General features: G+C 57.2%; 21 protein-coding genes and 1 pseudogene. 5 read left to right on the top strand and 17 right to left on the bottom strand.

Annotated elements, in window-relative coordinates; translation table 11 throughout:
• Window positions 1-11 precede the first annotated feature (11 nt).
• From groES to ACE6ED_RS11140, 7 genes are all read right to left on the bottom strand, one after another.
• Window positions 12-293 carry a co-chaperone GroES gene (groES, locus tag ACE6ED_RS11170; protein WP_410827199.1) on the bottom strand — a complete coding sequence of 94 codons (282 nt, stop codon included), beginning with the start codon at window positions 291-293 and terminating at the stop codon, window positions 12-14.
• Between the two features lie 634 nt (window positions 294-927).
• A complete protein-coding gene (gene tatC, locus ACE6ED_RS11165) occupies window positions 928-1,698 on the bottom strand; it encodes a twin-arginine translocase subunit TatC (protein WP_410827198.1) in 771 nt (256 codons plus the stop codon).
• Between the two features lie 127 nt (window positions 1,699-1,825).
• Complete coding sequence (locus ACE6ED_RS11160) at window positions 1,826-2,056, bottom strand: twin-arginine translocase TatA/TatE family subunit (protein WP_410827197.1); 231 nt, start codon at window positions 2,054-2,056, stop codon at window positions 1,826-1,828.
• Between the two features lie 225 nt (window positions 2,057-2,281).
• The gene (locus tag ACE6ED_RS11155) at window positions 2,282-2,767 is read right to left on the bottom strand and encodes a MogA/MoaB family molybdenum cofactor biosynthesis protein (protein WP_410827196.1); all 486 of its coding nucleotides are present in this window, start codon (window positions 2,765-2,767) and stop codon (window positions 2,282-2,284) included.
• A 46-nt stretch (window positions 2,768-2,813) separates the two neighbouring features.
• Entirely contained in the window at window positions 2,814-3,287 is a 474-nt protein-coding gene (gene moaC / locus ACE6ED_RS11150; protein WP_410827195.1) for a cyclic pyranopterin monophosphate synthase MoaC, read from the bottom strand.
• A complete protein-coding gene (locus ACE6ED_RS11145) occupies window positions 3,278-3,913 on the bottom strand; it encodes a 5-formyltetrahydrofolate cyclo-ligase (RefSeq protein WP_410827194.1) in 636 nt (211 codons plus the stop codon). The genes moaC and ACE6ED_RS11145 overlap by 10 nt, the downstream gene beginning before the upstream one ends.
• Before the next feature lie 114 nt (window positions 3,914-4,027).
• Entirely contained in the window at window positions 4,028-4,300 is a 273-nt protein-coding gene (locus ACE6ED_RS11140) for a hypothetical protein (protein ID WP_410827193.1), read from the bottom strand.
• Between the two features lie 575 nt (window positions 4,301-4,875).
• On the opposite strand from ACE6ED_RS11140, the gene ACE6ED_RS11135 reads away from it, so the two are divergent.
• Window positions 4,876-6,822 (top strand): ABC-F family ATP-binding cassette domain-containing protein, encoded by a 1,947-nt coding sequence (locus tag ACE6ED_RS11135; protein ID WP_410827192.1) that lies wholly within the window; start codon window positions 4,876-4,878, stop codon window positions 6,820-6,822.
• Window positions 6,823-7,251: 429 nt separating this feature from the next.
• On the opposite strand, the gene ACE6ED_RS11130 is transcribed toward ACE6ED_RS11135, so the two are convergent.
• From ACE6ED_RS11130 to ACE6ED_RS11100, 7 genes and pseudogenes are all read right to left on the bottom strand, one after another.
• Window positions 7,252-8,814 (bottom strand): 2-isopropylmalate synthase, encoded by a 1,563-nt coding sequence (locus tag ACE6ED_RS11130; protein ID WP_410827191.1) that lies wholly within the window; start codon window positions 8,812-8,814, stop codon window positions 7,252-7,254.
• A gap of 995 nt (window positions 8,815-9,809) precedes the next feature.
• A complete protein-coding gene (gene tsaD / locus ACE6ED_RS11125) occupies window positions 9,810-10,850 on the bottom strand; it encodes a tRNA (adenosine(37)-N6)-threonylcarbamoyltransferase complex transferase subunit TsaD (protein ID WP_410827190.1) in 1,041 nt (346 codons plus the stop codon).
• A complete protein-coding gene (gene rimI / locus ACE6ED_RS11120; RefSeq protein WP_410827189.1) occupies window positions 10,847-11,377 on the bottom strand; it encodes a ribosomal protein S18-alanine N-acetyltransferase in 531 nt (176 codons plus the stop codon). The genes tsaD and rimI overlap by 4 nt, the downstream gene beginning before the upstream one ends.
• Complete coding sequence (gene tsaB / locus ACE6ED_RS11115; RefSeq protein ID WP_410827188.1) at window positions 11,374-12,204, bottom strand: tRNA (adenosine(37)-N6)-threonylcarbamoyltransferase complex dimerization subunit type 1 TsaB; 831 nt, start codon at window positions 12,202-12,204, stop codon at window positions 11,374-11,376. Before tsaB ends, rimI begins: the two co-directional genes overlap by 4 nt.
• Window positions 12,194-12,691, bottom strand: a complete 498-nt coding sequence (tsaE, locus tag ACE6ED_RS11110; RefSeq protein ID WP_410827187.1) for a tRNA (adenosine(37)-N6)-threonylcarbamoyltransferase complex ATPase subunit type 1 TsaE — start codon at window positions 12,689-12,691, stop codon at window positions 12,194-12,196. The genes tsaB and tsaE overlap by 11 nt, the downstream gene beginning before the upstream one ends.
• Before the next feature lie 318 nt (window positions 12,692-13,009).
• On the bottom strand, window positions 13,010-13,978 hold the full coding sequence (locus tag ACE6ED_RS11105) for a DMT family transporter (protein WP_410827186.1): 969 nt from the start codon (window positions 13,976-13,978) through the stop codon (window positions 13,010-13,012).
• 558 nt (window positions 13,979-14,536) lie between these two features.
• Window positions 14,537-15,178 (bottom strand): annotated as a pseudogene (locus ACE6ED_RS11100) (GntR family transcriptional regulator); the annotation flags it as partial.
• A gap of 313 nt (window positions 15,179-15,491) precedes the next feature.
• Between ACE6ED_RS11100 and ACE6ED_RS11095 the strand changes: the two are divergent.
• Complete coding sequence (locus ACE6ED_RS11095) at window positions 15,492-16,913, top strand: VanZ family protein (protein WP_410827185.1); 1,422 nt, start codon at window positions 15,492-15,494, stop codon at window positions 16,911-16,913.
• Between the two features lie 355 nt (window positions 16,914-17,268).
• Here the strand turns inward: ACE6ED_RS11095 and ACE6ED_RS11090 are convergent, their stop codons facing one another.
• Both ACE6ED_RS11090 and ACE6ED_RS11085 read right to left on the bottom strand, forming a co-directional pair.
• Complete coding sequence (locus tag ACE6ED_RS11090; protein ID WP_410827184.1) at window positions 17,269-17,454, bottom strand: H-type small acid-soluble spore protein; 186 nt, start codon at window positions 17,452-17,454, stop codon at window positions 17,269-17,271.
• Window positions 17,445-17,648, bottom strand: a complete 204-nt coding sequence (locus tag ACE6ED_RS11085) for a hypothetical protein (RefSeq protein ID WP_410827183.1) — start codon at window positions 17,646-17,648, stop codon at window positions 17,445-17,447. The genes ACE6ED_RS11090 and ACE6ED_RS11085 overlap by 10 nt, the downstream gene beginning before the upstream one ends.
• 495 nt (window positions 17,649-18,143) lie before the next feature.
• Between ACE6ED_RS11085 and ku the strand changes: the two genes are divergently transcribed.
• Genes ku through ligD form a run of 3 tightly spaced genes read left to right on the top strand, consistent with a single transcriptional unit; the run spans window position 18,144 to window position 20,925 of the window.
• Complete coding sequence (ku, locus tag ACE6ED_RS11080) at window positions 18,144-19,067, top strand: non-homologous end joining protein Ku (protein WP_410827182.1); 924 nt, start codon at window positions 18,144-18,146, stop codon at window positions 19,065-19,067.
• 9 nt (window positions 19,068-19,076) lie between these two features.
• Window positions 19,077-20,030, top strand: coding sequence for an ATP-dependent DNA ligase (locus ACE6ED_RS11075; RefSeq protein WP_410827181.1), 954 nt, complete (start codon window positions 19,077-19,079; stop codon window positions 20,028-20,030).
• 13 nt (window positions 20,031-20,043) lie between these two features.
• Window positions 20,044-20,925, top strand: a complete 882-nt coding sequence (ligD, locus tag ACE6ED_RS11070) for a non-homologous end-joining DNA ligase (RefSeq protein WP_410827180.1) — start codon at window positions 20,044-20,046, stop codon at window positions 20,923-20,925.
• A gap of 141 nt (window positions 20,926-21,066) precedes the next feature.
• Here the strand turns inward: ligD and ACE6ED_RS11065 are convergent, their stop codons facing one another.
• Window positions 21,067-21,969 (bottom strand): YitT family protein, encoded by a 903-nt coding sequence (locus ACE6ED_RS11065; RefSeq protein ID WP_410827332.1) that lies wholly within the window; start codon window positions 21,967-21,969, stop codon window positions 21,067-21,069.
• Window positions 21,970-22,153: the final 184 nt, after the last annotated feature.

The raw sequence follows: 22,153 nt of genomic DNA, 5'->3' as shown, positions 1-22,153 counted from the left end.
AGTGACTAGGATTAACCCAGGATCGCGTGAATGTCGCTTTCTTTCATAATCAAATATTCCTTGCCTTCGTACTTGATCTCCGTTCCAGCATACTTGGAGAAAATAACGCGGTCGCCTTCTTTAACTTCCAGCGGCACACGCACGCCGTCTTTCAGAGCACCGCTGCCTACGGCGATAACTTTGCCTTCTTGCGGCTTCTCCTTCGCGGAGTCGGGGAGCACGATGCCGAAAGACGTCGTCTCTTCCTGTTCCAGCGGCTCTACCAGTACGCGTTCACCTAAAGGTTTGATCATGAAAAATAGCCTCCTTTGAGATATGTTGTTATGCTTGAAAACAAGGTTGGCGGTGCCGGTCATTTCCCGGCGGCTTGGGCGAAATGCGGCGTCAGTCTGCGGGCAAACCCGCGTCCCTGGCCGTTTTCGCAGCTCTGTTAGCACTCGACATGCTGTAGTGCTAACAACAATTTTTATGATACTCAAACTTCCGGCGGATTTCAAGTCCTTTTACACAAATCCGGAAGAACTTTTGCCAATTTACGGACAAGCTCCTCAGGTTGTCCGCCACATCCTCTTCCATTCTATCCACCAGCCGGAAAAATATGCCTCTCCCCAGAGCCTTGTCCCAATAAAAAAACGCCGGCGGCAGCACGCTCCAAGCAGCGTTTCCGCGGCGTAAAGCCGGCAGCCGCATGCTCCTGCAACGGCCGGAGTATGCGGTCTTTGCAGCAGCACGCGGCCCGTCCGGCTCATGCAGCTGTAATCGATGCGGCCCCAACAAATCCCGGAGCCGGCATACGTCCGCCCTGCCAGCCGCTGTCCGCCCTGCCAGCCGCTGGATCGGCCGTGCGCCTGGCACGGCAGGCCTGCCGCACAGGCTCCACCCTGGAAGCCGTCGCAAGCCCAGAACACCAGCTGCGCGCAGGTCCAGTCAAGCTCCCGGGTTCCGCAGGTAGCGCGCTTCCCGCTCCGCGTCCGCCGCCAGCTGCTTTCGGTACACAAAAGCCGACAGATAGACGCTGAATTCATACAGCGCCAAGAGCGGCAGCGTCACCAGGATATCCGAAATAAAATCCGGAGGCGTAATAACGACAGCGACAAACACAAGCGCAAAATAAGCGTACCGTCTCATCTTGCGCAGCCGAATCGGATTCAGCAGCCGGATGCGCGTGAGAAACATGACAACAAGCGGCAGCTCAAACAGCAGTGCCAGCGGGATGACCAGGTTAAACATAAAGCTAAAATATTGGGCGATGCCAAACGTCTCGGTCAACCCCAGGCTGCGCGTTACCGAAATCGTAAAGGAAAGCGCCATCGGAAACACCACATAATACCCGAAGGCTACACCCGCAATAAACAAGAGAAACACATATGGAACATATCTAAGCGCGGCTTTGCGCTCATCCGGCAGCAGCCCGGGACGGACAAACGCCCATATTTGGTAGGCGATAAACGGCACGGACACCGCAAGCGACAGCACCGCCGCGATTTTCATATACATGCCGACCCCGTCCCAAAAAGCGAACGCGTGCAGCGTAAATCCCTGTGCGCTCTCCGCCCGGACCAGATAATCGTAGATCGGACGGGCGGCGAACAGCCCGCCCGCAAGGCAGGTGACAAAGACGGTCAGCACGTAAATGATCCGTCTGCGCAGCTCCGTTAAATGCTCCACAAGCGACATTTCTTCCCTTTCGGCCGGCATGCTGGCCCTCCTTTCCCCTGACAACCCGAACTTTTTTCTCTAATTCCAACCGGTTATCCTTCTATTATGTATGCCCTGTAAGCAAAAGTCCTTCCCGGTAGAGGAAGGACCTGTATGCCATATGCGTTTACTCCGGAAGACGTCTGTCCTGCGTGACGGCAGCCGGTGCGCTTTGCGGCGGCGTCTGCGTCTCTTTGCGGGACGGCTCGGCATCGCTCACCAGGTCGCGGGCGCCTTCCTTAAACTCGCGGAATGTCCGGCCGACTGCTCGGCCCAGCTCGGGCAGCTTGCTCGGTCCGAACAGCAGCAGAGCAAGAACCACCAGCAAAATAATGCCCGAAGCGCCAATACCATTCATTGTCGCATGCCTCCTTGTCCGGGAAATCCAACATGATATCGCTTACTATGCGTTAATAATACCATAACATAGATCACACATGCACGAGTAATCTTCAACATTCCCCTGAATTTCGGATGAGCTGCGGATACGTTCCGGCTCAGCGGAAAATATACGGAACGGCCTTCCGCATAAACAGCGGCAGTTCCCGGCCGTACTCCGTACACCTGCGAGACAAAAGTTAATCTATTGGCGGAACTGTCCGGTGACCATCAGCAGCGCTTCCGGCAACTGATCCATTACGGCCGCCAGATGTTCGTGCACGCCTTTGGGCGTTCCGGGCAGGTTGACAATCAGCGTGCGTCCCCGGATGCCGCAAATTCCCCGGAACAGCATAGCCGCCCGGTTCTTCTGCATGACGGTGCTGCGCATCGCTTCGGCAATGCCGGGCACCTCCCGTTCAATGACCCGGCGGGTGGCCTCGGGGGTCACGTCGCGAATCGCGAGGTCCGTTCCGCCGGTTGTAATCACCAAATCGGCCTGGAAGTAATCGGTCAATTCAATCAGTGCCGCGATAATTTCGTCCTGCTCGTCGGGAACGATCCGGTACTCAATAATTTCGCCGCCCAGTTCTTCCTCGACCAGTTCACGGATCACCTGGGCGCTCGTGTCTTCCCGTTCGCCTCTGGCCCCTTTGTCACTGGCCGTCAGGATTGCTGTTTTCCACGCCATAGGTTCGCCCTCCCTCTCTCTGTCTGTGTAACTCCTTATTATCCGTTTAGCTGCGGCGTTCGTAATCGCCGTTCTTGCCGCCGGTCTTGGAGACCAGCATTGTCGGGCCAATCTCCATGTCCTTCTGAAGTGCCTTGCACATGTCGTAGACGGTCAGCGCTGCGGCGGAGACCGCAGTCAGCGCCTCCATTTCCACACCTGTTCTGCCCTTCAAAGACACAGTGGCTTCTATATAGAGTTCATTTTTGCCGTTATTCGAGAATGCGATATCGATTCCCGTAAGCGGCAGCGGGTGGCACATCGGAATCCAATCAGCCGTCTTCTTGGCCGCCATAATTCCGGCGACCTGAGCGACGGCAAGCACATCGCCTTTGCTCACCTTGCCTTTCAGGATCGCGGCCAAGGTGTCCGGCGCCATCGTAACCCGGCTTGCCGCCGTAGCCGTCCGCTTTGTGATCTCCTTGTCGCCCACGTCGACCATCCGCGCTCTGCCCTGCTCATTGAAATGGGTCATTTCCATTCGTGTCGGCCTCCTTCGCGGCAGTCTATCCATCCCTGCTCCGTAATGAGAAGGTCCACCCGCGCGTCATGTTCGTCCATCGGCACTTCATCGGCCAGCTGCATGCTGTAGGCCAGACCCGCCCGCAGGGGACGGGCCTGCCCATCCTGCTCTTGGGGCCATGATGCCAGCAGCCGGTCGTAGTATCCCCGTCCGTAACCAAGCCTTCCTCCCTGCCGGTCAAACGCAAGGCCGGGAACTAAGATCACGCCGCGGCGGCCCGTCAGGCCATCAAGCGGCACAGACGGCGTAACCGGCTCGGGAATGCGGAGCGCTCCCGGCTCAAGTTCGCTGCGCCCCGTTGTCCGGTGGATTGTCAGTCTGTCCCGCTCCACGCGGGGCAAATAGACTTCAAGCTTCTGGTCCCAAGCCCATTCAAGCAGCGGTCCTGTATCCAGTTCGGAACGGAACGAGGCGAACGCCAATATATAGGAAGCCCCCGTCTCATCCAGCAGCTGTAAAGCGCATGCGCAGGCCTCGCGCGACCAGCGTTCGCGTGTATGAGGATCCAGCAGGTCGCGCTCGGCCGCGATACGCCTGCGGAGGTCGCTCTTCGCCGCATGCAAATCCGCTTGCGGAAGGGTCATAGGCTTCGCCTCCATTGTCTCCGGTTCGGTATGTACGTTCAGTTTACCACTCTTGTCCCTGGTTCGCCAAGATAGCCGGTCACACGGGAAAAATTCCTGCAGACCGGCCGCTCATCACCGCCATACGCTCATTCGCTCCGATTTAAGCCGGAATGCGGCGGACATTGCCTTCGCCCTGGCGGCAAGCAGCAGCCCCGCAGCGGAGGCGGCGAGAAGCTTCGCCGGAAACGGCAGGTCACCCGGCAGCAGCTCCAGCGAGGACAGCGCATCCGTAAACCCGCCGAACGCCGTGAACATTGCCCAGATCCGCAGTCCTTTAATCGTATGCGCATAAAAAAACGGACGCGGGACAAGTTCTTCCGGCGCGGCTGCGGCTTCCTGCATCACGCTCTTTGCCGGCGCAGCCGTCCGTCACGGCTCATGCAGTGTTTCCCGTTCACGGGCACGCAGTGCGGTGTCCCCGTTATAACTCCGGATAGCCTCCACGGTATATTTTCCCTCACCGGGCGGATTCATCCGCCGAATGCCGGTTTCAATCCGCGACCCGTCAAGCAGCGGGCCCGCCAGCGACCGGAATTTTTTTTGCAGGCTTCCAGATCTCCCCTACGTTCCGCTCCTCCGTTAATCTGCGCAGGGATGAAAAGGCTTCAACCTTGCCGCAACCCGCCTGTTAACGATATGATAGCGGTAGACGGCGATTGCCACAAGCGCTGCGGGCGGAAGAAAATTTGCGGCCACTTTCCGGATGCTGCAAACTCGTTTGCCCTTGGCCGGAGCGGAACGTTTCCCGCCTGGTTTCCGGATGCAGCCGCTTTTTATCCCAGCTGGTTACCGGACATGGGCCGCTTTTTCGCTAGCTAGTTACCGGACGCGGACCGGACCGCTATCCCGCTATTGCCGGAGACAGAAGTACGGACTTCTGCCGGACCGGCTTATTTTGTTCCCTGGAGGTTATTCCCATCATGCTTCTTCAAGCTTCTGGAATTACGAAATCTTACGGTATCACCAATATACTCGAAGGCATCAATCTTCAAATTAACGAAAAAGAACGCATCGGCCTGGTTGGCGTCAACGGAGCGGGGAAATCGACGTTCCTGCAGATTTTGGCGGGTGAGCTCTCCTACGACAGCGGGCAGATCTTCAAGTCCAAAGAAGTAACACTCGGCTATCTGGCCCAAAATGGCGGACTTCAGTCCGACCGCACCATTCGGGAGGAAATGCTGGAGGTCTTCGCCCCCCTGATTGAGGCGGAGGCGGAGCTGCGCCGGATGGAGGAGCAGATCGCCGATCCGGCGCTTGCGGAGGACACGAAGCGTTATGAGGACCTGCTGGAGCGTTATGCGGCCCGGTCCGACTGGTTCAAGGACCACGGCGGTTACGAAATGGAGACCCGTATCCGCAGCGTGCTGCACGGCATGGGCTTTGGCGGCTTCGCGCCCGACACGCCAATCTCGACGCTAAGCGGCGGACAAAAAACCCGGCTTGCGTTGGCCCGGCTCCTGCTCCAGGCCCCCGATCTCCTGATGCTGGACGAGCCAACCAACCATCTGGATATCGAGACACTGACCTGGCTGGAGGATTATCTGCGCGGATACGCCGGCGGCATCCTGATCGTCTCGCATGACCGCTACTTCCTGGACCGGCTCGTAACCTCCATTGTGGAGATCGAACGCCATAAATCCACCCGCTATACGGGCAACTACAGCCGCTATGTCGAGCTGAAGGCCGCTGAATATGAAAGCAAGCTGAAGCAATACGAAAAACAGCAGGACGAAATCGCCCGCCTGGAAGACTTCGTTCAGCGGAACATCGTCCGCGCGTCCACGACCAAACGGGCACAGAGCCGCCGCAAAGCGCTGGAGAAGATGGAACGGATTGACCGGCCGGCCGGCGATCTGAAAAAAGCGAACTTCTCCTTTGAGCCCGCTTTTATGTCGGGCAAAGAAGTGCTGCATGTCGGCGGCGTTTCGGTGGCATTCGGCGACGGCCCGCCGCTGTTCCGGAATGCTTCGTTCGAGCTGCGGCGGGGTGAAACGGCGGCGCTGATCGGGCCCAACGGGATCGGCAAATCGACGCTGCTGCAGTGCCTGATCGGGTCGCGCGAACCGTCGTCCGGCAGCATTACCTGGGGTGCCAAAGTCAAAATCGGCTACTACGATCAGGAACAGACCCGGCTGAACCCGAAGAACACGGTGCTGGAGGAACTGTGGAGCGAATACCCTCACCTGGAGGAAGCCCGGATCCGCACCGTGCTCGGCAATTTTTTGTTCAGCGGCGAAGATGTGCTCAAACGGGTGTCCGCTCTAAGCGGCGGCGAAAAAGCCCGGGTCGCCCTGTCCAAGCTGATGCTGCTTGGCGCTAACATGCTGATTCTGGACGAGCCGACCAACCATCTTGACCTGGTCAGCCGGGAGGTGCTGGAGGCGGCGCTGATGGATTTTGAAGGCACACTGCTGTTTATTTCCCATGACCGCTACTTCCTTAATAAAATGGCGGAGCGGGTACTGGAACTCCATCCCGAAGGCATTGATCCGTACCTGGGCAACTACGACGATTACCTCGCCAAAAAGCTGGAGCTTGAAGACTTGGCCGAGGAGCCTGCCGAACGTCCCGGCCCTGCTGCCGTCCAAAATGCGGACAACGAAGCCGCCGGCGCATCCAAGGGGAACTCTTACGAAGCGGACAAACAGGCAAAACGTGAAGAACGCAACCGCCAGCGCCGGCTGACGGAGGTAGAGAACGGCATTTCCGAGCTAGAGGAGGAGATCGCCCGGATCGAGACCGAAATGACGCGGCCGGAAATCTATCAGGACTATGTGGCGCTCCAGGAACACGAGCGTGAGCTTCAGGAGAAAAAAGCGCGCCTCACGGAGCTTTTTGACGAATGGGAAACGCTCGCGGGCGCATAATTTCCCGGACCCGCAATTTTTTTAACAAATTTTCGATTTGTTCATAAATCGGTTATCCACAAGCTTGTCCCCAGTTTCCGTGTATAACTCCAAGCAAAAAAAGGCCGAAACGGCCTTTTTTTGTGGTTAAATCAAGCACTTCTGTTGTCAAGGAATTTTTATCCACCGAATTATCCACATTATCCACATTTTCCACAACATTCTGTTGAAAAATCCGTGCACTTTTTCCGGGAAATAAAAGGTGGCTCTGCTGCTGATTTTACGCGGTTTTTACACAGAAAGGGCGTTATATGTGGATAACGTTGTCCACAGCTTGACAAAACCTGTCCCATGCCCCTTCTTTCCGTCCCACAGCGGCAGGATGCCGCAGGTTCGGACAGCGCGGGTCAAATAGACACCTTAAAATAATCCGCCTAATACAGCTAAGGCCTAGTTCTCTTCAGCCGCCGGCGCCTCTTGCGCTTGGCGTCTGCCAGACAGCAGCGCCGAATTACAAGCGGCGACATAAGCAAGTCCCGCCGCCATGACAATGTCCTGGTGAATGGCTGTGCCGCGGTAGTTCGCACCCTGCCATTCCACCGCTACCGCCGCTTCGGCGTAGGCGTCTTCCCCGCCGCCAAGCGAATGCAGCTCCAGCCCCATGAAGCGGATTTCCTCGGAAATCCCTTCCCCGATCGCCGCAATGACCGCTTCCAGCGGACCTTCGCCTGTGCGGGTATGCGCGGTCTCCTGGCCGCTGCCGGGATGGCGCAGTGTGACGGCGGCAACCCGAAGCGGTGCAGTGCCGGCGACGACCTGTACTTCGCCTAACTCATATCCCGGTGCGGAATCCCCGGACGCGCCTGCCAACAGCCGCAAAAATTGCTCATCGCTCACCGTCTTCTGATTATCTGCTGTCTGCTTAAACGCTTCGTACAGCGTCTCCATCTGTGCTGTGTCAAGCGTAATGCCGTAAGAGGCAGCCCGGTCTTTCAGCGCGTGCCGGCCGGAATGTTTGCCCAAAATGATCATGCTGCGCGGGATGCCGAGCCGTTCCGGGTCCATGATCTCGTAAGTGCTGCGGTCTTTCAGCAGGCCGTCCTGATGAATGCCTGATTCATGCTGAAATGCGTTTCGGCCGACAACCGGCTTGTTATAGGATACCGGAAAATGCATGGCCTCGCTGACCGCCCGCGAAACGCCGTACAGCTTCGGCAGCACGATCCCCGTCTCCGCTCCGATTGCGCTTTTCCGCGTCTCCAGCGCCATGACCAGCTCTTCAAGCGCGCAGTTGCCCGTCCGTTCACCGATCCCGTTGACCGTTACCTCAATCTGCGTGGCGCCAGCGTCAATCGCCGCCAAGCTGTTCGCTACGGCAAGCCCCAGGTCATTATGGCAGTGGGCGCTATAAGCTACGTTCATCCCGCCGCGCGCCTCCTGCCGCACCCGCCGGAACATTTCGCCATATTCCTGCGGAAGCGCATAACCTACCGTATCCGGCAGATTAATGATGGTGGCCCCCTCTTCAATCACGGCCTCCACCATCTCGATCAGGTCCTCAATCCGGGTCCGCGCGGCGTCCATTGCGGTGAACTCGACCGTATCGCAAAACTGCTTGGCATAAGCGGTCATCTCACGCGCCTGCGCCACCACCTCGGCCCGGCTGCGCTGCAGCTGGTATTTCAGATGAATATCCGAAGAGGAGATGAACAGATGAATCCGCCGCCGGGCGGCGTCCCGCGTTGCCTGCACAGCCGCATCAATGTCTCCCCGTACCGCGCGGGCGAAACCGCATATCTCCACCTCTTGAATCTGCCGGGATATCGTCTGGACAGCGGCAAATTCTCCCGGGCTGGACACCGGAAAACCCGGCTCAAGCACATCTACGCCCAGGTCCGCGAGCCTGGCGGCCAGCGTCACCTTTTGCTCCGGTCTCAGGCTGGCTCCCGGCGCCTGCTCCCCGTCGCGCAGCGTTGTGTCAAAAATGGAAATCCGAGTGTTCTTCTTGTTCATGATTTATACCCTCCTTCAAATTATTTGAATCCCGCTTCAGCCGGACGCCCCGCGCATTCACCTCCTTTGCGGCCCCTGCTGGAAAAAAAATAAACTACGGAAAAACACAAATAACCCGCCGTCTCCTAAGAGACGGCGGGTTGCCCCTGCCGCGATACCACTCTTTTTGACCCCTGTCCCGCACATCCGCCAGAGCGGTTACGCGGGCGGAGTCCGCCTCAGCCTTCCGCCGTCAACGCACCGCAAGCAGCGCGGGTGTTCCGTACGAAAGCGTCCTGTAACAGGGACGGCCGTCCCGGAGTATACCGGGCAGGCGAGTAAGTGCATGGACGAAAATGCGGCTAATCATTCTACAGCTTAATTTCTGCCTGTAGCCGTGCTCCCGCTTTTTTCTGCACCAATTGCCTGCCGGTGTTCCCCGGCCTGCTCCCGGGCGAGATTCAAGGAAGTCCGCGTCTGCGTCGCACCATTACCGCAGCTCTCTGTCCGCCGGCCGTTCCTTTACTGCTCCCGTTCATTGCATTTATCCTTATTCAGTTCTCCAGCCTGCCCAAATCAGTTCCCGCTCCGTCCAGGTACGCCAAAAAGCCCGCCGTCTCTGTCAAGAGACGACGGGCCAATTCCCATCGCGGTACCACTCTTGTTGATCTGCCCCCGGTATACCCGGCCGGTAGATCCCCTTAGTGCGGCGTCCGGAACCTGCGCCCTTCAAAGAAGTGCTCCATTCCAACTTTGCCGCGCCCTTTCACGGAGGCTAACCGTAATGGCGTACCTACGGTTACCGGAGCTCCTGCCCGATGACCGCTTCCGCCGTTCCGCTCCCGGACGAGTTCAGGTCTCCTTCGGCTGCGTCGCACCCACCCGCAGCTCTCTTTGTCCCGGAGTTTCCTTACTGCTTCCGTTCCCAGCGTTTCAAATTTGAATTTTTTCGATTATAACTGCAGACCGCTCGTCCTGTCAATAGCTGTAAAGTCAATAGCTGTAAAAGCAGAAGGTTATACGGACCATTCCTCCAGCGGCAGCCCGGGATCAGCCACCATATCCAGTTCCGTAAATTGGCTCCGCACCCACTTGACGTACGCGGCCGCGCCGATCATTGCGGCATTGTCCGTACAGTACTTGCCGGGCGGCACGACCAGCGGAATGCCTTCCTCTTGGCAGCGACGTGCAAGCGTCTCCCGCAGTCCCCGGTTGGCCGCCACGCCTCCGCACAGCAGCAGCTGCTTCGCCCCAGACGACTTTACCGCACGTATCGCCTTTTCAGTCAGCACTTCGACGACGGATTCCTGGAACCCGCGGGCGATCCCCGGAATATTGGGCTCCTGTCCTTTCATTTTTGCCTGGTTCACCGTGTTCAGTACGGCTGATTTCAAGCCGCTAAAACTGAAATCGTACGAATCCGGCTCCAGCCATACCCGGGGCAGCGGCACAGCTTCCTCCGCTTCCCCAGCCAGACGGTCGACATGCGGCCCGCCCGGATAAGGAAAACCGAGTGCCCGCGCTACCTTGTCATAAGCCTCTCCAACCGCATCGTCCCGGGTGCGTCCGATGATGTGAAAGCGGCCCTCCGCCTCCATCTGCACAAGCTCGGTATGCCCGCCGGAGACAACCAGGGTCATATTCGGGTACTGGAGCTCTTCAACCAGCCGGTTAGCATAAATATGCCCGGCGATATGATGCGTGCCAATCAGCGGTTTGCCCCACGCCAGCGCCAGACTTTTGGCGGCAACAACACCAACCAGCAGCGCCCCCACCAGGCCGGGTCCCTGCGTCACGGCTACGGCGGATAAGTCCTCCGGCTGTACACCGGCTTCAGCCAGCGCCTCTTCGACGATAAGCGTAATCACTTCGACATGCTTGCGCGAAGCCACCTCCGGCACAACGCCGCCAAAAGCGCGGTGTGTTTCGATCTGGCTGGATACGATGTTAGATAAAACCTCGCACCCGTCTTTTACCACGGCGGCGGAGGTTTCGTCACAGCTCGTCTCAATCGCCAATATATAACAAGGCGCTTCCACGCCCTTTTCCTGTCTCATTGCCGGTCCTCGCTTCCTTCGGTTTCGCCTTCGCTTCTATACGCGGGGGCTGGGAGGTCCGCCCACATGATCAGCGCGTCTTCATTGTTGTCGGAATAATAGCCCTTGCGCAGACCGGCAGGGCGGAATCCTTTTTTACGGTACAGATTCTGGGCCACTTCGTTGGACACCCTCACTTCCAGGGTAATCGACTTCATGCCTTCATTTACGGCGGTGCGCATCAGCTGGTCCAGCAGCCGCTCTCCCCACTTCCGCCCCCGGTATGCCTGCAGCACCGCGATATTCGTGACATGCGCTTCATCGACGATAGCCCACAGCCCGCCATAGCCAATCGTTCGCCCGTCCAGCTCCATCACCATATAATGGGCAAAATGATTATGCGTCAGCTCATTGCGGAACGCTTCCTCCGTCCACGGCATCGTAAACGCTTCATGCTCGATTACCATGATATCGGGGATGTCCGCCAGCCCCATTTTGCGAAAAATAAGCTGTCCGCTCTCTTCCCCGGCTCCGTTCCGTTCTGTCAAACGCCAGCGCCCCCTTCTCCCGCGCGGAGCTTCGCCTCCGCTTCCGACAGCTGGGTGTAGTTCGGAACCAGCGCATGCACCGTATCTGGACGGATTTCTCCGCCTTCGGCAAAAAAATGCTCCTCGCCCAGCAGTCCGACCCAGCGGCCCTCCAGCTCATAAGGAAAAATCCGCACCCGGGCCGCAGTCAGGGACGACAGCCGCGCTTCGGCTGTCTCGCCGTGATTCCGCGTCTCGCCGACGAACCAGATTCGGCCGGGCGTTTCCCCGCCAGCCGCCGCCTGGCTAAGCAGCGAGGCGAGCTCGTCCGCCCAGCCGTTCATCAGGCGGATCGCGTCGGGCGCGAGCCGCAAGGGGCTGCCTTCACTCCGCGCTGCGAACAGCGCGGTGTAAACCTGCCCCCGGCGTGCATCGAGCAGCGGCACGATCCAGTCGCCTGCAGCGGCGCGGTCTTCTCCGGCTCCGCCGTCTTCGCGCATCCCGGCGGCCCAGCCGCCCCAGGCCAGCGCCTGCAGGCTGGACAGGCCGGCCAGCGGCAGCTTCCAGGCCCAGGCCAGGCTTTTCGCGGCCGTGACCGCGATGCGCGTGCCCGTGTAGGAGCCCGGGCCAACGCCGACGGCGATGCCCGCAAGCGCCGCTGCTTCCGTGCCCGATTCCTTAAAGGCGCGCTCCACGATCGGGAGCAGGTGTACGGAATGGTTGCGCTCGCCGGTGGCGTTAATTTCGCTGAGCACCGCGCCATCCTCCGTAACCGCTACGCCAAGCACGGAAGTGGCCGTGTCCAGCGCCAAAAACCGCTTGCGCGGCTCTTTTCTGTCATTCGTCATTTGCAGTAACCCCATTCCCGTTCAGACTGCGGATCAGCGACCGGTACGGCTCGCCGGTTCCGGTAACCGTGATGAGTCTCTCCTCAGGCCCTGTCGTCTCCAATTGGATATGCAGCCGCTCCGCGGGCAGCAGCTCTTCAATCAGCGAACTCCATTCCACGAGACAGACGCCTTGTCCGTAAAAATACTCCTCCAGCCCCAGCTCATCCGCTTCCGCTAAAGACAGCCGGTACACGTCCATATGATAGAGAGGCAGGCGCCCCTGGTATTCTTTGATAATCGTAAATGTAGGACTGTTCACTACGCCCGTTATTCCAAGATGACGCGCAAACGCCTGGGAAAAAGCCGTCTTCCCCGCGCCCAAATCGCCATCCAGTCCGATGATATACCCCGGTTCCGCGCTTCGGGCAATGACGGCAGCCAACGCCTCCGTATCGCCGGGACTGCCGGAGCGGTATTGAAAGACCGCCGCCTCGCTGTTGTCCAAGTATACTCCCACCTTTTAACCGGAATATCCGGATTTGCAATACCCTTTATTATATCGGCCCGGCTCGGGGGCCGCAAGAACGGACACGGGCCGGGGTGTTAGGCGTATGCGGTTAGTGCATGGCTAGTGCATGGCTAGTGCATAGTTAGTGTGCGGTTATACCGCGACTGCCTGCATGTTATGCTGCTTGCGGTTCTGTTGCGTGACTCAGCCATCTTGCTTAGTGTATTCCCAACTGGCTGGCTGAAGCCGTGCCGTTAACGGATTTTGGATGGCTGAATTCGTGCGTTAAGCGGAATTGGAGGGCGAAGCCGTTCGTTAAGCGGCCTTTTGGGCGGCGGCTGCGGGAGCGGAGCGGCCCGCGTGAAGACTATGCAGCACCATGCCGGCCACAATGACGGCGATCCCGGCCCAGGACAGCGGCGACGGCGCAGCAGCGGACAACCACAGCATTTCGCCAGCCAGCGCAAACAGCACCTCCAGCGACTGCGTGGCTTCCACCGCCGCAAGTCCCGCCATGCTGCCGCGCACCAGGTCGGTCGCCCGAAAAAACAGGATGGTGGCGATGAACCCGGATAGGACGGCGACAGCGGCGGACTGACCGAGCTGGCCAGCGGACGGCAGACCCGATTGGGTCCAGCCGTAGACCGACAGCAGACCCCAGAACGGCAGGATGGCCAGCGTCATCCCCAGAATCCGCTGGAATACATCCAGCCGTCCGCCAGCTAGCTCCATCGTTTTGCGGTTGCCCAGCGGGTAAGCGAAAGAAGCGGCAAGCACCGGCAGCGCGCCAAGCAGCATTTCGCGGACGCCCAGCGAGCGGGCATGTTCCAGCTGCAGCAGCACTACACCGGCCAAAATAAGGAGGGACAATCCCATTCCTTTTACCGGAATGCGGCCTCTGCGGGACACGGGTCCGTCAGGTCCGTGAACCGTCTGCATGAACGGCGGCGCCAGCAGCGATCCCGAGACAATGGTCACCTGCCAGGTGCCGGCCGTAAGCCAGCCTGGCGCGTACGCAGCTGCAAGGCAGATCGGCGCGTAAAACAGCCCGAAACCAACCGTTCCCCAAAGGAGCCAGGCGGCGGGACGCTCTGCCATCACCCGCAGCAGAGGCTTCCACCTCCCCCGTCCCGCGACGACCGCCAGCAGCAGCGGCAGCGTAAACAGGTAGCGCAGCGACGCGCTCCATGCCCAGTGGCCTCCCGACAGCTCCATCCTGCGGTTCAGGACAAAGGTCGCCGCAAAAAACAAGGCGGACAGCATTCCAAGCAGCAGCGGTCGCATCCGTACTTCAACTCTCTTTCATGGTGAGATGTTAAACCTGCTTGTTCAGTCTGATCCTTTGGCTCGTTTGTTTTCTTTGGCACTTTTGGCTTCTTTGCCTTTTTTAGCTTTTTTCTCTTTTTTAGCTTCTTTGGCTTCTTTCGACTCCTTAGACTCCGTAAACTTCTTAAGTTCCTTAGACTCCTTTAGTCCCTTAAATTCCTTAAGCCCCTTAGGTTCCTTAAGTTCTTTAGATTCCTTGAGTTCCTTAGGGTCCTTAGGGTCCTTAGGGTCCTTAGGGTTCTTAGCTTCTTTAGGCAACTTAGCCTCTTCAGCTTCTTTTGTCTTCTTAGCTCCCTTTCCTTCTCTTACTTCCTTGGCATCTTTAATTTCCCTAGCTTCTTCAGCTTCTTTGACATCCTCGGCTTTTTTGCCCGCATTAACCGCTTTTGCTTCTTGGGCTCCTTGGGCTCCTTGAGCTTCTTGGGCTTCTTGAGTTTCTTCCCCTTCTTTGGCTTTTTTGGCCTCCCTGGCTCTCTCGCCTTCTTCGCTTACTTCCGCTCCCTCAACCGTCTCGGCCAGCGTCTCCCCAAGCTTCAGCCAGTTGGCTTCCGTCAATTCGGCCGCGCTTACCGCATCGCCTTCCCGGAAGGCCTCTATAATCCGCTCGTGCTGGTCCGCTGAATCGGCAGCCCGGTCGGCTGCGAACCGGGCGATCTCGAGCCGCCGCAGCTTCGGCAGCAGCCTTGCCAGCGCGGCCGCGATCTCCGGGTTGCCCGCGGCATCCACAGCGGCGCGGTGGAACGCGTCGTCGGCATCGATCGCCGCTAGCGTATCGCGTGCCGCCGCAGCCTGGCGCAGCCGGGCGTTGCTCGCCCGCATGCTCTCCAGCGCCGCCTCGTCAATCGACGGCGCCGCGAGCCGGACGGCGAGCGCGTACAGCGCTGCCGCCACAACAAACGCATGCCGGGCTTCCTCCGGCCGGAGGGGAGCGACGCGCGTAATTGAGCCTGGGACCGTCTCCACCAGTCCTTCGTCCTCCAGTCGTTTGAGCGCTTCCCTGACAGGCGTGCGGCTGACACCGAATTCTGCGGCCAACGCCGTATCGTTCAGACGGGAGCCAGGCTCAAGCGCAAGCGACACGATGGCTTCACGCAGCCGGGTGTAGACTTCTGCGCGAAACGAGGTTCTTTTAATCGGTTGAATTAGTGAGTTATCCATACAACCAATATATTGGTTTATAGATTAGAGTGTCAATCCCTTAGAATACAGAGCCCGTTTTATGTTGTACCATTACTCGTTTCTCAAAATGATTAAATCTGCAGCTCGAACAGCTTAGCTTTATTACTTTATTACTTTATTACTTTATTAGCTTTAACCAGTGTTCAAGCTTATTTGCCGAATTGTGTTTTTGGCGGCCGCAACGGTTATACGCCAATCTGAATGAAAGGCATCGCCAGCCCTTTATTTTCACGATGATACAATTTCGGCTTTTTGTTCGTCCTCCTTCTATCAAGGAAAGGAGATCGATGCAATGAGCTTATCTGAAATTATCCAAAAAATCAGCGTATACTTCGTGCCGGCCGCAATTGCCGCTATAGTGTTGATAATCGCCGGCGGCGCTTATATTATGCTGCAGCATAAAAAAAATGAAGAAGCGCGCCCCTTAACCCGCTGGCGCAAACCGCTTCTTGGGCTGCTGCTTGCCTGCTATATGGTGGTCGTGTTTGGTCTCACGGGACTCAGCAGGCCGGCGAATTATACGGGGGATGTGAATCTGCATCTATTCAGCGGATACGTAGAGGCTTGGAATTCCTATTCTCTTTATTCGTTTCAGCTGATCGTTTTTAATATCGTCATGTTTATTCCGCTGGGAATCCTGCTGCCGCTCCTGCATGATAAACTGGGCCGGTTCCGGTGGCTGTTTATCGCCGCACTGGGAACAACGCTGCTGATTGAAACGGTCCAGTTTGCGACCGGACGGGGGATTTTTGAGCTGGATGACTTGTTTCATAACACGCTGGGCGGGATCATCGGCTATCATCTTTATCAACTTGCAGCCCGGGTCATGCGGGAACGTAAGGTACGTCTGGCTGAGGCGGTGAAGCGTTTGGCGCTTCCGGCTGCAATCGCCATCTTTTTTGGCGGGATGCATCTAGTTTATATCCAGCAGGAATTCGGGAATATGAGCATTCATCCCGTTTACGGCACCGATATGTCGGGCGTAACCGTCAGTACCAAGCTGCATCTCAGCCAAGAGCCTTCATCGGCTCCTGTTTATAAAAACCGGCACAGCCTGAACCGCGAACGGGGCAGAGAAACGGTCCGGCTGCTGCAACAGAAACTTGGGCTGCCTCCCATTGCCCGGGAAGTACGGGACGGCGCCAATCAACAATTTCTATTCGAGGAAGCGGGCGGTACCCGCTACATCCTCACCTACTTTATTCTTGACGGAAGCTGGGGGCTGTTCGACGATCGTTATCATCCGGAAGAACATCCGGCTGCCGGGACGGGTAACGACAATCAGGCGCTGGCTGAGAAAATCATGAAAGATTTGGGCCTGCTGCCGCCCGGAACGCAGGTAACATTCACGGAGAACGGCGACTACGATTGGCGGCTTCCCAAGGAAGCTTATGGACCCCATAACCGCTGGGACGGCTATACGATAATGACCCTAAAATCCGACGGACAAATTTACTCTATTAACTACGGCTTTACTCCAAATGATTACGTTCGCGATGTTCCAATTATGGCTCCCGCCGAAGCTTTCGACCAAATACGGAAAGGCCGGTTTGATGAAATAAACCCGTTCCGACCTGGAGACAAGCTGGTCATCAACGCATGCGGGGTGTCGTATGTCTATGATACAAAAGGCTATTACCAGCCCGTTTATACATTTGAAGGAACGGTGAACGGCGAGACCCCCTGGTTTCGGCAGATTGATGCCAGACCCTAGCGGGCAATCCGCTGCCTGCCGGACCAAGCAAAGCTGACGCTGGCGCAGTTCTGCGGCACATAACTTAATTTTAGCCTTGAATCGTCTTTAAGACGTGAATCGCGGACTAACTGCATTAAGCCGCCATGTCCTCTATAGGACAGGCGGCTAAAACGCTGCATATTCCGGTTTTTGCCTTCAAGCTCTATTCCGATAGCTCGCCGATAACTTAATAGCCTAGGATGTCGCAGCTTTTCCAATTACTTAGTGGTCGGCATATACGGCGTTATCGCATTATCGGTGTTTTGACGTTATCGGTGTTTTGACGTTATCGGCGTTTCGATTTATCGGCGTTTCGATTTATCGGCGTTTCGATTTATCGGCGCTGCTCCTCCAGCCGCTCAACGCCCACCGTCTGGGTGTTGGTCGGACGGGATCCGACTTGAACGGTCGCCATTCCGTTAGCTTCATCCACATGCTCAATCCACACCGGTTCGCCTTCCAACTGCACGGCAATCATTTCTTTGGATTCATAAATAGCTTTAGCTCGTTTTACATCCATTCCTGCTCCTCCTCATCTGTTTGCAGTTTACGGAAATCCGTCTCCGCCGCGGGCGGTTCGCCAATGGTTGCTTCGGCATCCAGACGGTCTGTTTCCGGCTCCGTTTCTTCCCGCGTCTCGGTTACGCGGAACCAATCCACAGCAAGGCCCGGGATCATGCCGCTGTCCGGTCCTTGATCGATCGTTTCCGTCACTTGGCTTCGCCGCCTTTTTCGTCAATATCAATCGCTGCCGCCCGCCGGATATCTGTTAAACTTTGCCCGCCAACGCGGCTGTTTATGGTGTTGCCCCACAAATGCAGCTGTTTACGGTGTTTGCCCTACAAACGCGGCTGTTTACGGTGTTTGCTCCACAAACGCGGCTGTTTACGGTGTTTGCCCGCAAACGCACCTGTTTATGGTATTTGCCCCGCAAACGCACCTGTTTATGGTGTTTGTTCCACCAACGCAACTGTTTACTGTGTTTGCCCGCAAATGGGCTGTTTACTGTGTTTACCCGCAAACGCAGCGGTTTACAGTGTGTAGTGTCCCCTTTGCTCCCGGAACTTATGTCAGCAGCAGGGCCGTTTTTTCGGGCTACGTCTAGAGTCTTCCCGCTTGACGCATACTAAGCGCACATTTCCTACTCGCGTATCCAAGCGCCAATCGCAGGCGGACAGGGTACGCCGGTCGACAGGAGGCTTCAGAATTATGCATACCGTCTGGAAAGGCGCCATCAGCTTTGGTCTGGTGCACGTGCCGGTCAAAATGTTTTCGGCAACGGAAGACAAAGACATCTCCTTAAGATACATTCACAAGGAATGCGGCAGTCCGCTGTCGTATGTGCGGAAATGTCCCGTATGTGACAAGGAAGTTGTCTGGGAGGAAATTGGCAAGGGTTATGAGTATGAGAAAGGCAAGTTTGTTGTATTTGAAAAAGATGAAATCGATCAGCTCGCCGAACAGGCCAGCAAAAACATCGCGATCCTTGATTTTGTCGATCTGAATGAAATCGATCCGATTTATTTCCAGAAGACATACTATCTGTCCCCGGACCAGGCGGGCGCCAATGCCTACCGGCTGCTTCATCAAGCGATGCGGGACACGGGCAAAATCGGCATCGCCAAAATTTCGATCCGCTCTAAAAGCAGTCTCGCAGCGATTCGGGTGCTGGAGAGCTGCCTTGCGATCGAGACGATTTTTTATCCGGACGAAATCCGGCCGGTTTCCCAGGTGCCTAACCTTCCCGAGGCCGCGGGCGTCAACGACAAAGAGATGGAAATGGCCAAGCTGCTGATCTCCCAGCTGTCAACACCGTTTGATCCAGAAAAATATACGGACGATTACCGCCAACGCATGCTGGATCTCATCAGCAGCAAAGTGGCGGGCGAAGAAATCCATATCGCCCCGGCCCGCCAGCAGACGAACGTGATCGATCTGATGGCGGCGCTGCAGGCCAGCATCGAGGCTGTTCAGCCGGTCGCCGCCGATCCCGGCCCTGCCCGCAAGAAAGCCGCCGGCGGGCGCAAAAAAACCGCCGCAGCCGAACCGGCGGCCGACAGCGCTCCAGCTCCGGTAGTGACGCCGAAGCCAAAACGCCGCAGCTCCAAAGCGGCCAAAGACACGGTCTCCTAAGGCGCGGCGATGAGCTTCGATATCGTCGTTCCGTTCGAGCCGGTCATGGCGGCAGAGCTGCCTTCCGGCGGGCGGTGGATCGCGCAGATTAAGTGGGACGGCGTCCGGATGCTTACCTACTATGACGGAAACCGGACCGAACTCGTGAACCGGAGAGGCAACAACCGTACCCGCCAGTACCCGGAGCTGGCCGACGCCACCGCCTTCTGCAGCGCCGATTCCGTTATCCTCGACGGCGAGATCATTGCGCTTCACGAAGGCAAACCTTCCTTTCACGAGGTGATGCGGCGGGACAGCGTCCGCACGGAGGCCAGCATACCGGCAGCTATGCGGCAGGTGCCAGTGCTGTATATGGTGTTTGATCTTTTGTACCTTAACGGCAGATGGGTCACGGAGCTTCCGCTCCGTGAGCGGCAGGCGCTGCTGGCGGAGGTGCTCCGTCCGCATCCAAGCGTGCAGGCGGTGCCAAGCTACCCGGACCCTGCCGGCCTGTTCACCTCCGCGGTAGAGCATGGGCTGGAGGGCATCGTTTGCAAGGACCCCGACTCCGCTTATGCGATCGGCGGCAAAGACCGGAGATGGATCAAACGAAAAATCATCTCTGATCTGAATGCCGTCGCGGGGGGCGTCACCTTCCGGGACGGTATCGTTAACGCCATTTTGCTCGGATTATACGGCAAGGACGGCCGGCTGCATTATATTGGCCACGCCGGCACAGGTCGGCTTACCGTTGCCGACTGGCGGGCGCTAACGGAACGTGCGCTGAAGCTCGGCACGCAGGAAATGCCGTTTGCCGAGCTTCCCCAGCGGCGGCAGGGGGCGTTTTGGATTCGGCCGGAGCTGGTGTTCAAGATTCATTTTCTCGAATGGACGCCGTCCGGTACGCTCCGCCAACCCAGCATTCAGGCCGAAGTTCAGGTTGCACCGCAGGATTGCATTTTGGAACGCGAACGAACCCGATAGGAGGAGATCGGTCATGCCTACCGCAGTCAAAGGTACGATCACCGTGCAGGGACAAACCCTGACTGTAACGAATCCCGACAAGCCGCTGTGGCCGGAAGCCGGCATTACCAAACGCATCTACCTGGAAAAGCTGGCCGAGCTGGCCCCTTACCTGCTTCAGTACTGCAGGGACCGGCTGCTGACCGTTATCCGCTATCCCCATGGCGTGGGCGGCACCTCGTTTTACCAAAAAAACGCACCTGATCCGCTGCCCCCCTTCGTCCGGACGGCGCTGTATGAGGGCATTGAATACATCGTGCTGGACGGGCTGCCTGAGCTGCTGTGGCTCGGCAATCTGGCGGCGCTGGAATTTCATCCTTCGCTGCATTATGCGGGCAGCCCGCTTCCCTGCGAATGGATGATCGATCTTGATCCTTCACTCGAGGTCGAACCCCGGATTATGGAGGCCGCGGACATTGTGGGGAACGTGCTGCGATCGCTTGGCCTGGATTCCGTGCCGAAGACTTCAGGGGCAACCGGTGTGCAGATCATCGTCCCGGTCCGTCCGGGCGTGACCTTTGACGAGCTGCGCAAAATCGGGCATTTTGTCGGAAGATACGTAACCGAAAAACATCCCGGCCTCTTCACGCTGGAACGGCTGAAGAAACATCGGGGGGACAAAATTTATTTCGACTATCTCCAGCATTACAGCGGAAAAACGCTTGCGGCCCCCTATACGCCCCGCGCCCGGCCGCTCGCAACGGTATCGACGCCGCTGACCTGGGACGAGGTGCGCCGGAACGTAAGCCCCGCGGATTACCATCTGCTGAATATCGGAGAGCGGCTCCGTCAGGTCGGCGACCTGATCGGCAAGGTTCCCCCGCAGCCGGTGGAAGCGATTATTTCCCGCCTGTGAGCGCTAAGACAGCAGGCCTCTGTTTCAGCAAAAAGCGGCGGTAAACGCAGGTAAGCCCGGGGCGTCTCATGTAGAACCGCCCCGGGCTTACCCGCGTTTCGCCTGCTCCGGCCGGGAAACCGGCAGGACAAGGAAACCGCGCTAATGGATTGCTTTTTTCTTAAACCGTCCGCCCTTCACATCGTGAATGTTGCCGACTGCAACAAACGCATCTTCGTCCCAGTCCTCGACAATCGATTTCATCTTGGCTTCCTCCAGGCGTGTGATGACGACGAAAATCACTTTTTTATTCTCTCCGGAGAAGCCGCCTTCTCCTTCCAAATACGTCACGCCGCGTCCCAGCCGCTCCGTCAGTGCGTCCCCGATATCACGGTATTTATCGCTGATAATCCATACCGACTTCGACTGATCCAGTCCCTCCATCGTCACATCAATCATCTTGAAGGCGATATAATAGGCGATCAGGGAGTACATCGCATTATTCCAGCCAAACACAAAACCCGCGCTGGTCAGAATAAACAAATTGATGAACATAACGAATTCGCCGACGGAAAAAGGCAGCTTTTTGCTGACCAGAATCGACACAATTTCCGTGCCGTCCAGCGAACCGCCGTAGCGCACAACGATCCCGACTCCTACTCCCAAAATGGTTCCGCCGAATACGGCAGCCAGCAGCGGCTCAACCGTCAGCGGCTTGACCGGATGCAGCAGCGCTGTGCCAATCGACATAATAATAACCGCAAACAGCGTAGAGAGCGCAAACGTCTTTCCGATCTGCTTATAGCCAATAATCAAAAACGGCAGGTTCAACAGTGTAAGCAAAATGCCCAACTTAATGTGAAAGATTTTGGACAGCATAATCGAAATCCCTGTGATCCCGCCATCGATAATCTGATTAGGTACTAAAAATATTTCAAGAGCGACCGCCATCAATACAGCTCCAAGCAACAGCATAACTACCCGATGCGCCACCCGCACCCAGTTGGTTGTGCCCGAATGAGGAGGAAGCTTACCGCTCCTGTTCTCTGCTACCGCTTGCCCCATCTTCATAAACCTCCCCCTTGAATAAATGGTATAATCATTCGCATTATGCATAAATTCCGTGGCCGTCTTCCCTCTTCGAATTGCCAAAAAGAGCGTATCTCCTACTACAGGTAGTATATTAGAGGCGGAACCAGTATAGATATGCCATCTGCTTTTAAAAAGAACTATATTTAATTATACCATA

Source organism: Paenibacillus nanchangensis, assembly GCF_046543445.1.
Taxonomy (GTDB): Bacteria; Bacillota; Bacilli; order Paenibacillales; family Paenibacillaceae; genus Paenibacillus_AQ; species Paenibacillus_AQ nanchangensis.
Note: the sequence above shows the minus strand (reverse complement) of the source record. Positions and strands in the feature narration are given on the sequence as shown.

Excerpts from the sequence above, each read along its gene's own strand:
- groES (WP_410827199.1), bottom strand. The coding sequence starts at position 293 with ATGATCAAACCTTTAGGTGAACGCGTACTGGTAGAGCCGCTGGAACAG.
- tatC (WP_410827198.1), bottom strand. The coding sequence starts at position 1,698 with ATGCCGGCCGAAAGGGAAGAAATGTCGCTTGTGGAGCATTTAACGGAG.
- ACE6ED_RS11160 (WP_410827197.1), bottom strand. The coding sequence starts at position 2,056 with ATGAATGGTATTGGCGCTTCGGGCATTATTTTGCTGGTGGTTCTTGCT.
- ACE6ED_RS11155 (WP_410827196.1), bottom strand. The coding sequence starts at position 2,767 with ATGGCGTGGAAAACAGCAATCCTGACGGCCAGTGACAAAGGGGCCAGA.
- moaC (WP_410827195.1), bottom strand. The coding sequence starts at position 3,287 with ATGGAAATGACCCATTTCAATGAGCAGGGCAGAGCGCGGATGGTCGAC.
- ACE6ED_RS11145 (WP_410827194.1), bottom strand. The coding sequence starts at position 3,913 with ATGACCCTTCCGCAAGCGGATTTGCATGCGGCGAAGAGCGACCTCCGC.
- ACE6ED_RS11135 (WP_410827192.1), top strand. The coding sequence starts at position 4,876 with ATGCTTCTTCAAGCTTCTGGAATTACGAAATCTTACGGTATCACCAAT.
- ACE6ED_RS11130 (WP_410827191.1), bottom strand. The coding sequence starts at position 8,814 with ATGAACAAGAAGAACACTCGGATTTCCATTTTTGACACAACGCTGCGC.
- tsaD (WP_410827190.1), bottom strand. The coding sequence starts at position 10,850 with ATGAGACAGGAAAAGGGCGTGGAAGCGCCTTGTTATATATTGGCGATT.
- tsaB (WP_410827188.1), bottom strand. The coding sequence starts at position 12,204 with ATGACGAATGACAGAAAAGAGCCGCGCAAGCGGTTTTTGGCGCTGGAC.
- ACE6ED_RS11105 (WP_410827186.1), bottom strand. The coding sequence starts at position 13,978 with ATGCGACCGCTGCTGCTTGGAATGCTGTCCGCCTTGTTTTTTGCGGCG.
- ACE6ED_RS11095 (WP_410827185.1), top strand. The coding sequence starts at position 15,492 with ATGAGCTTATCTGAAATTATCCAAAAAATCAGCGTATACTTCGTGCCG.
- ACE6ED_RS11090 (WP_410827184.1), bottom strand. The coding sequence starts at position 17,454 with ATGGATGTAAAACGAGCTAAAGCTATTTATGAATCCAAAGAAATGATT.
- ku (WP_410827182.1), top strand. The coding sequence starts at position 18,144 with ATGCATACCGTCTGGAAAGGCGCCATCAGCTTTGGTCTGGTGCACGTG.
- ACE6ED_RS11075 (WP_410827181.1), top strand. The coding sequence starts at position 19,077 with ATGAGCTTCGATATCGTCGTTCCGTTCGAGCCGGTCATGGCGGCAGAG.
- ligD (WP_410827180.1), top strand. The coding sequence starts at position 20,044 with ATGCCTACCGCAGTCAAAGGTACGATCACCGTGCAGGGACAAACCCTG.
- ACE6ED_RS11065 (WP_410827332.1), bottom strand. The coding sequence starts at position 21,969 with ATGGGGCAAGCGGTAGCAGAGAACAGGAGCGGTAAGCTTCCTCCTCAT.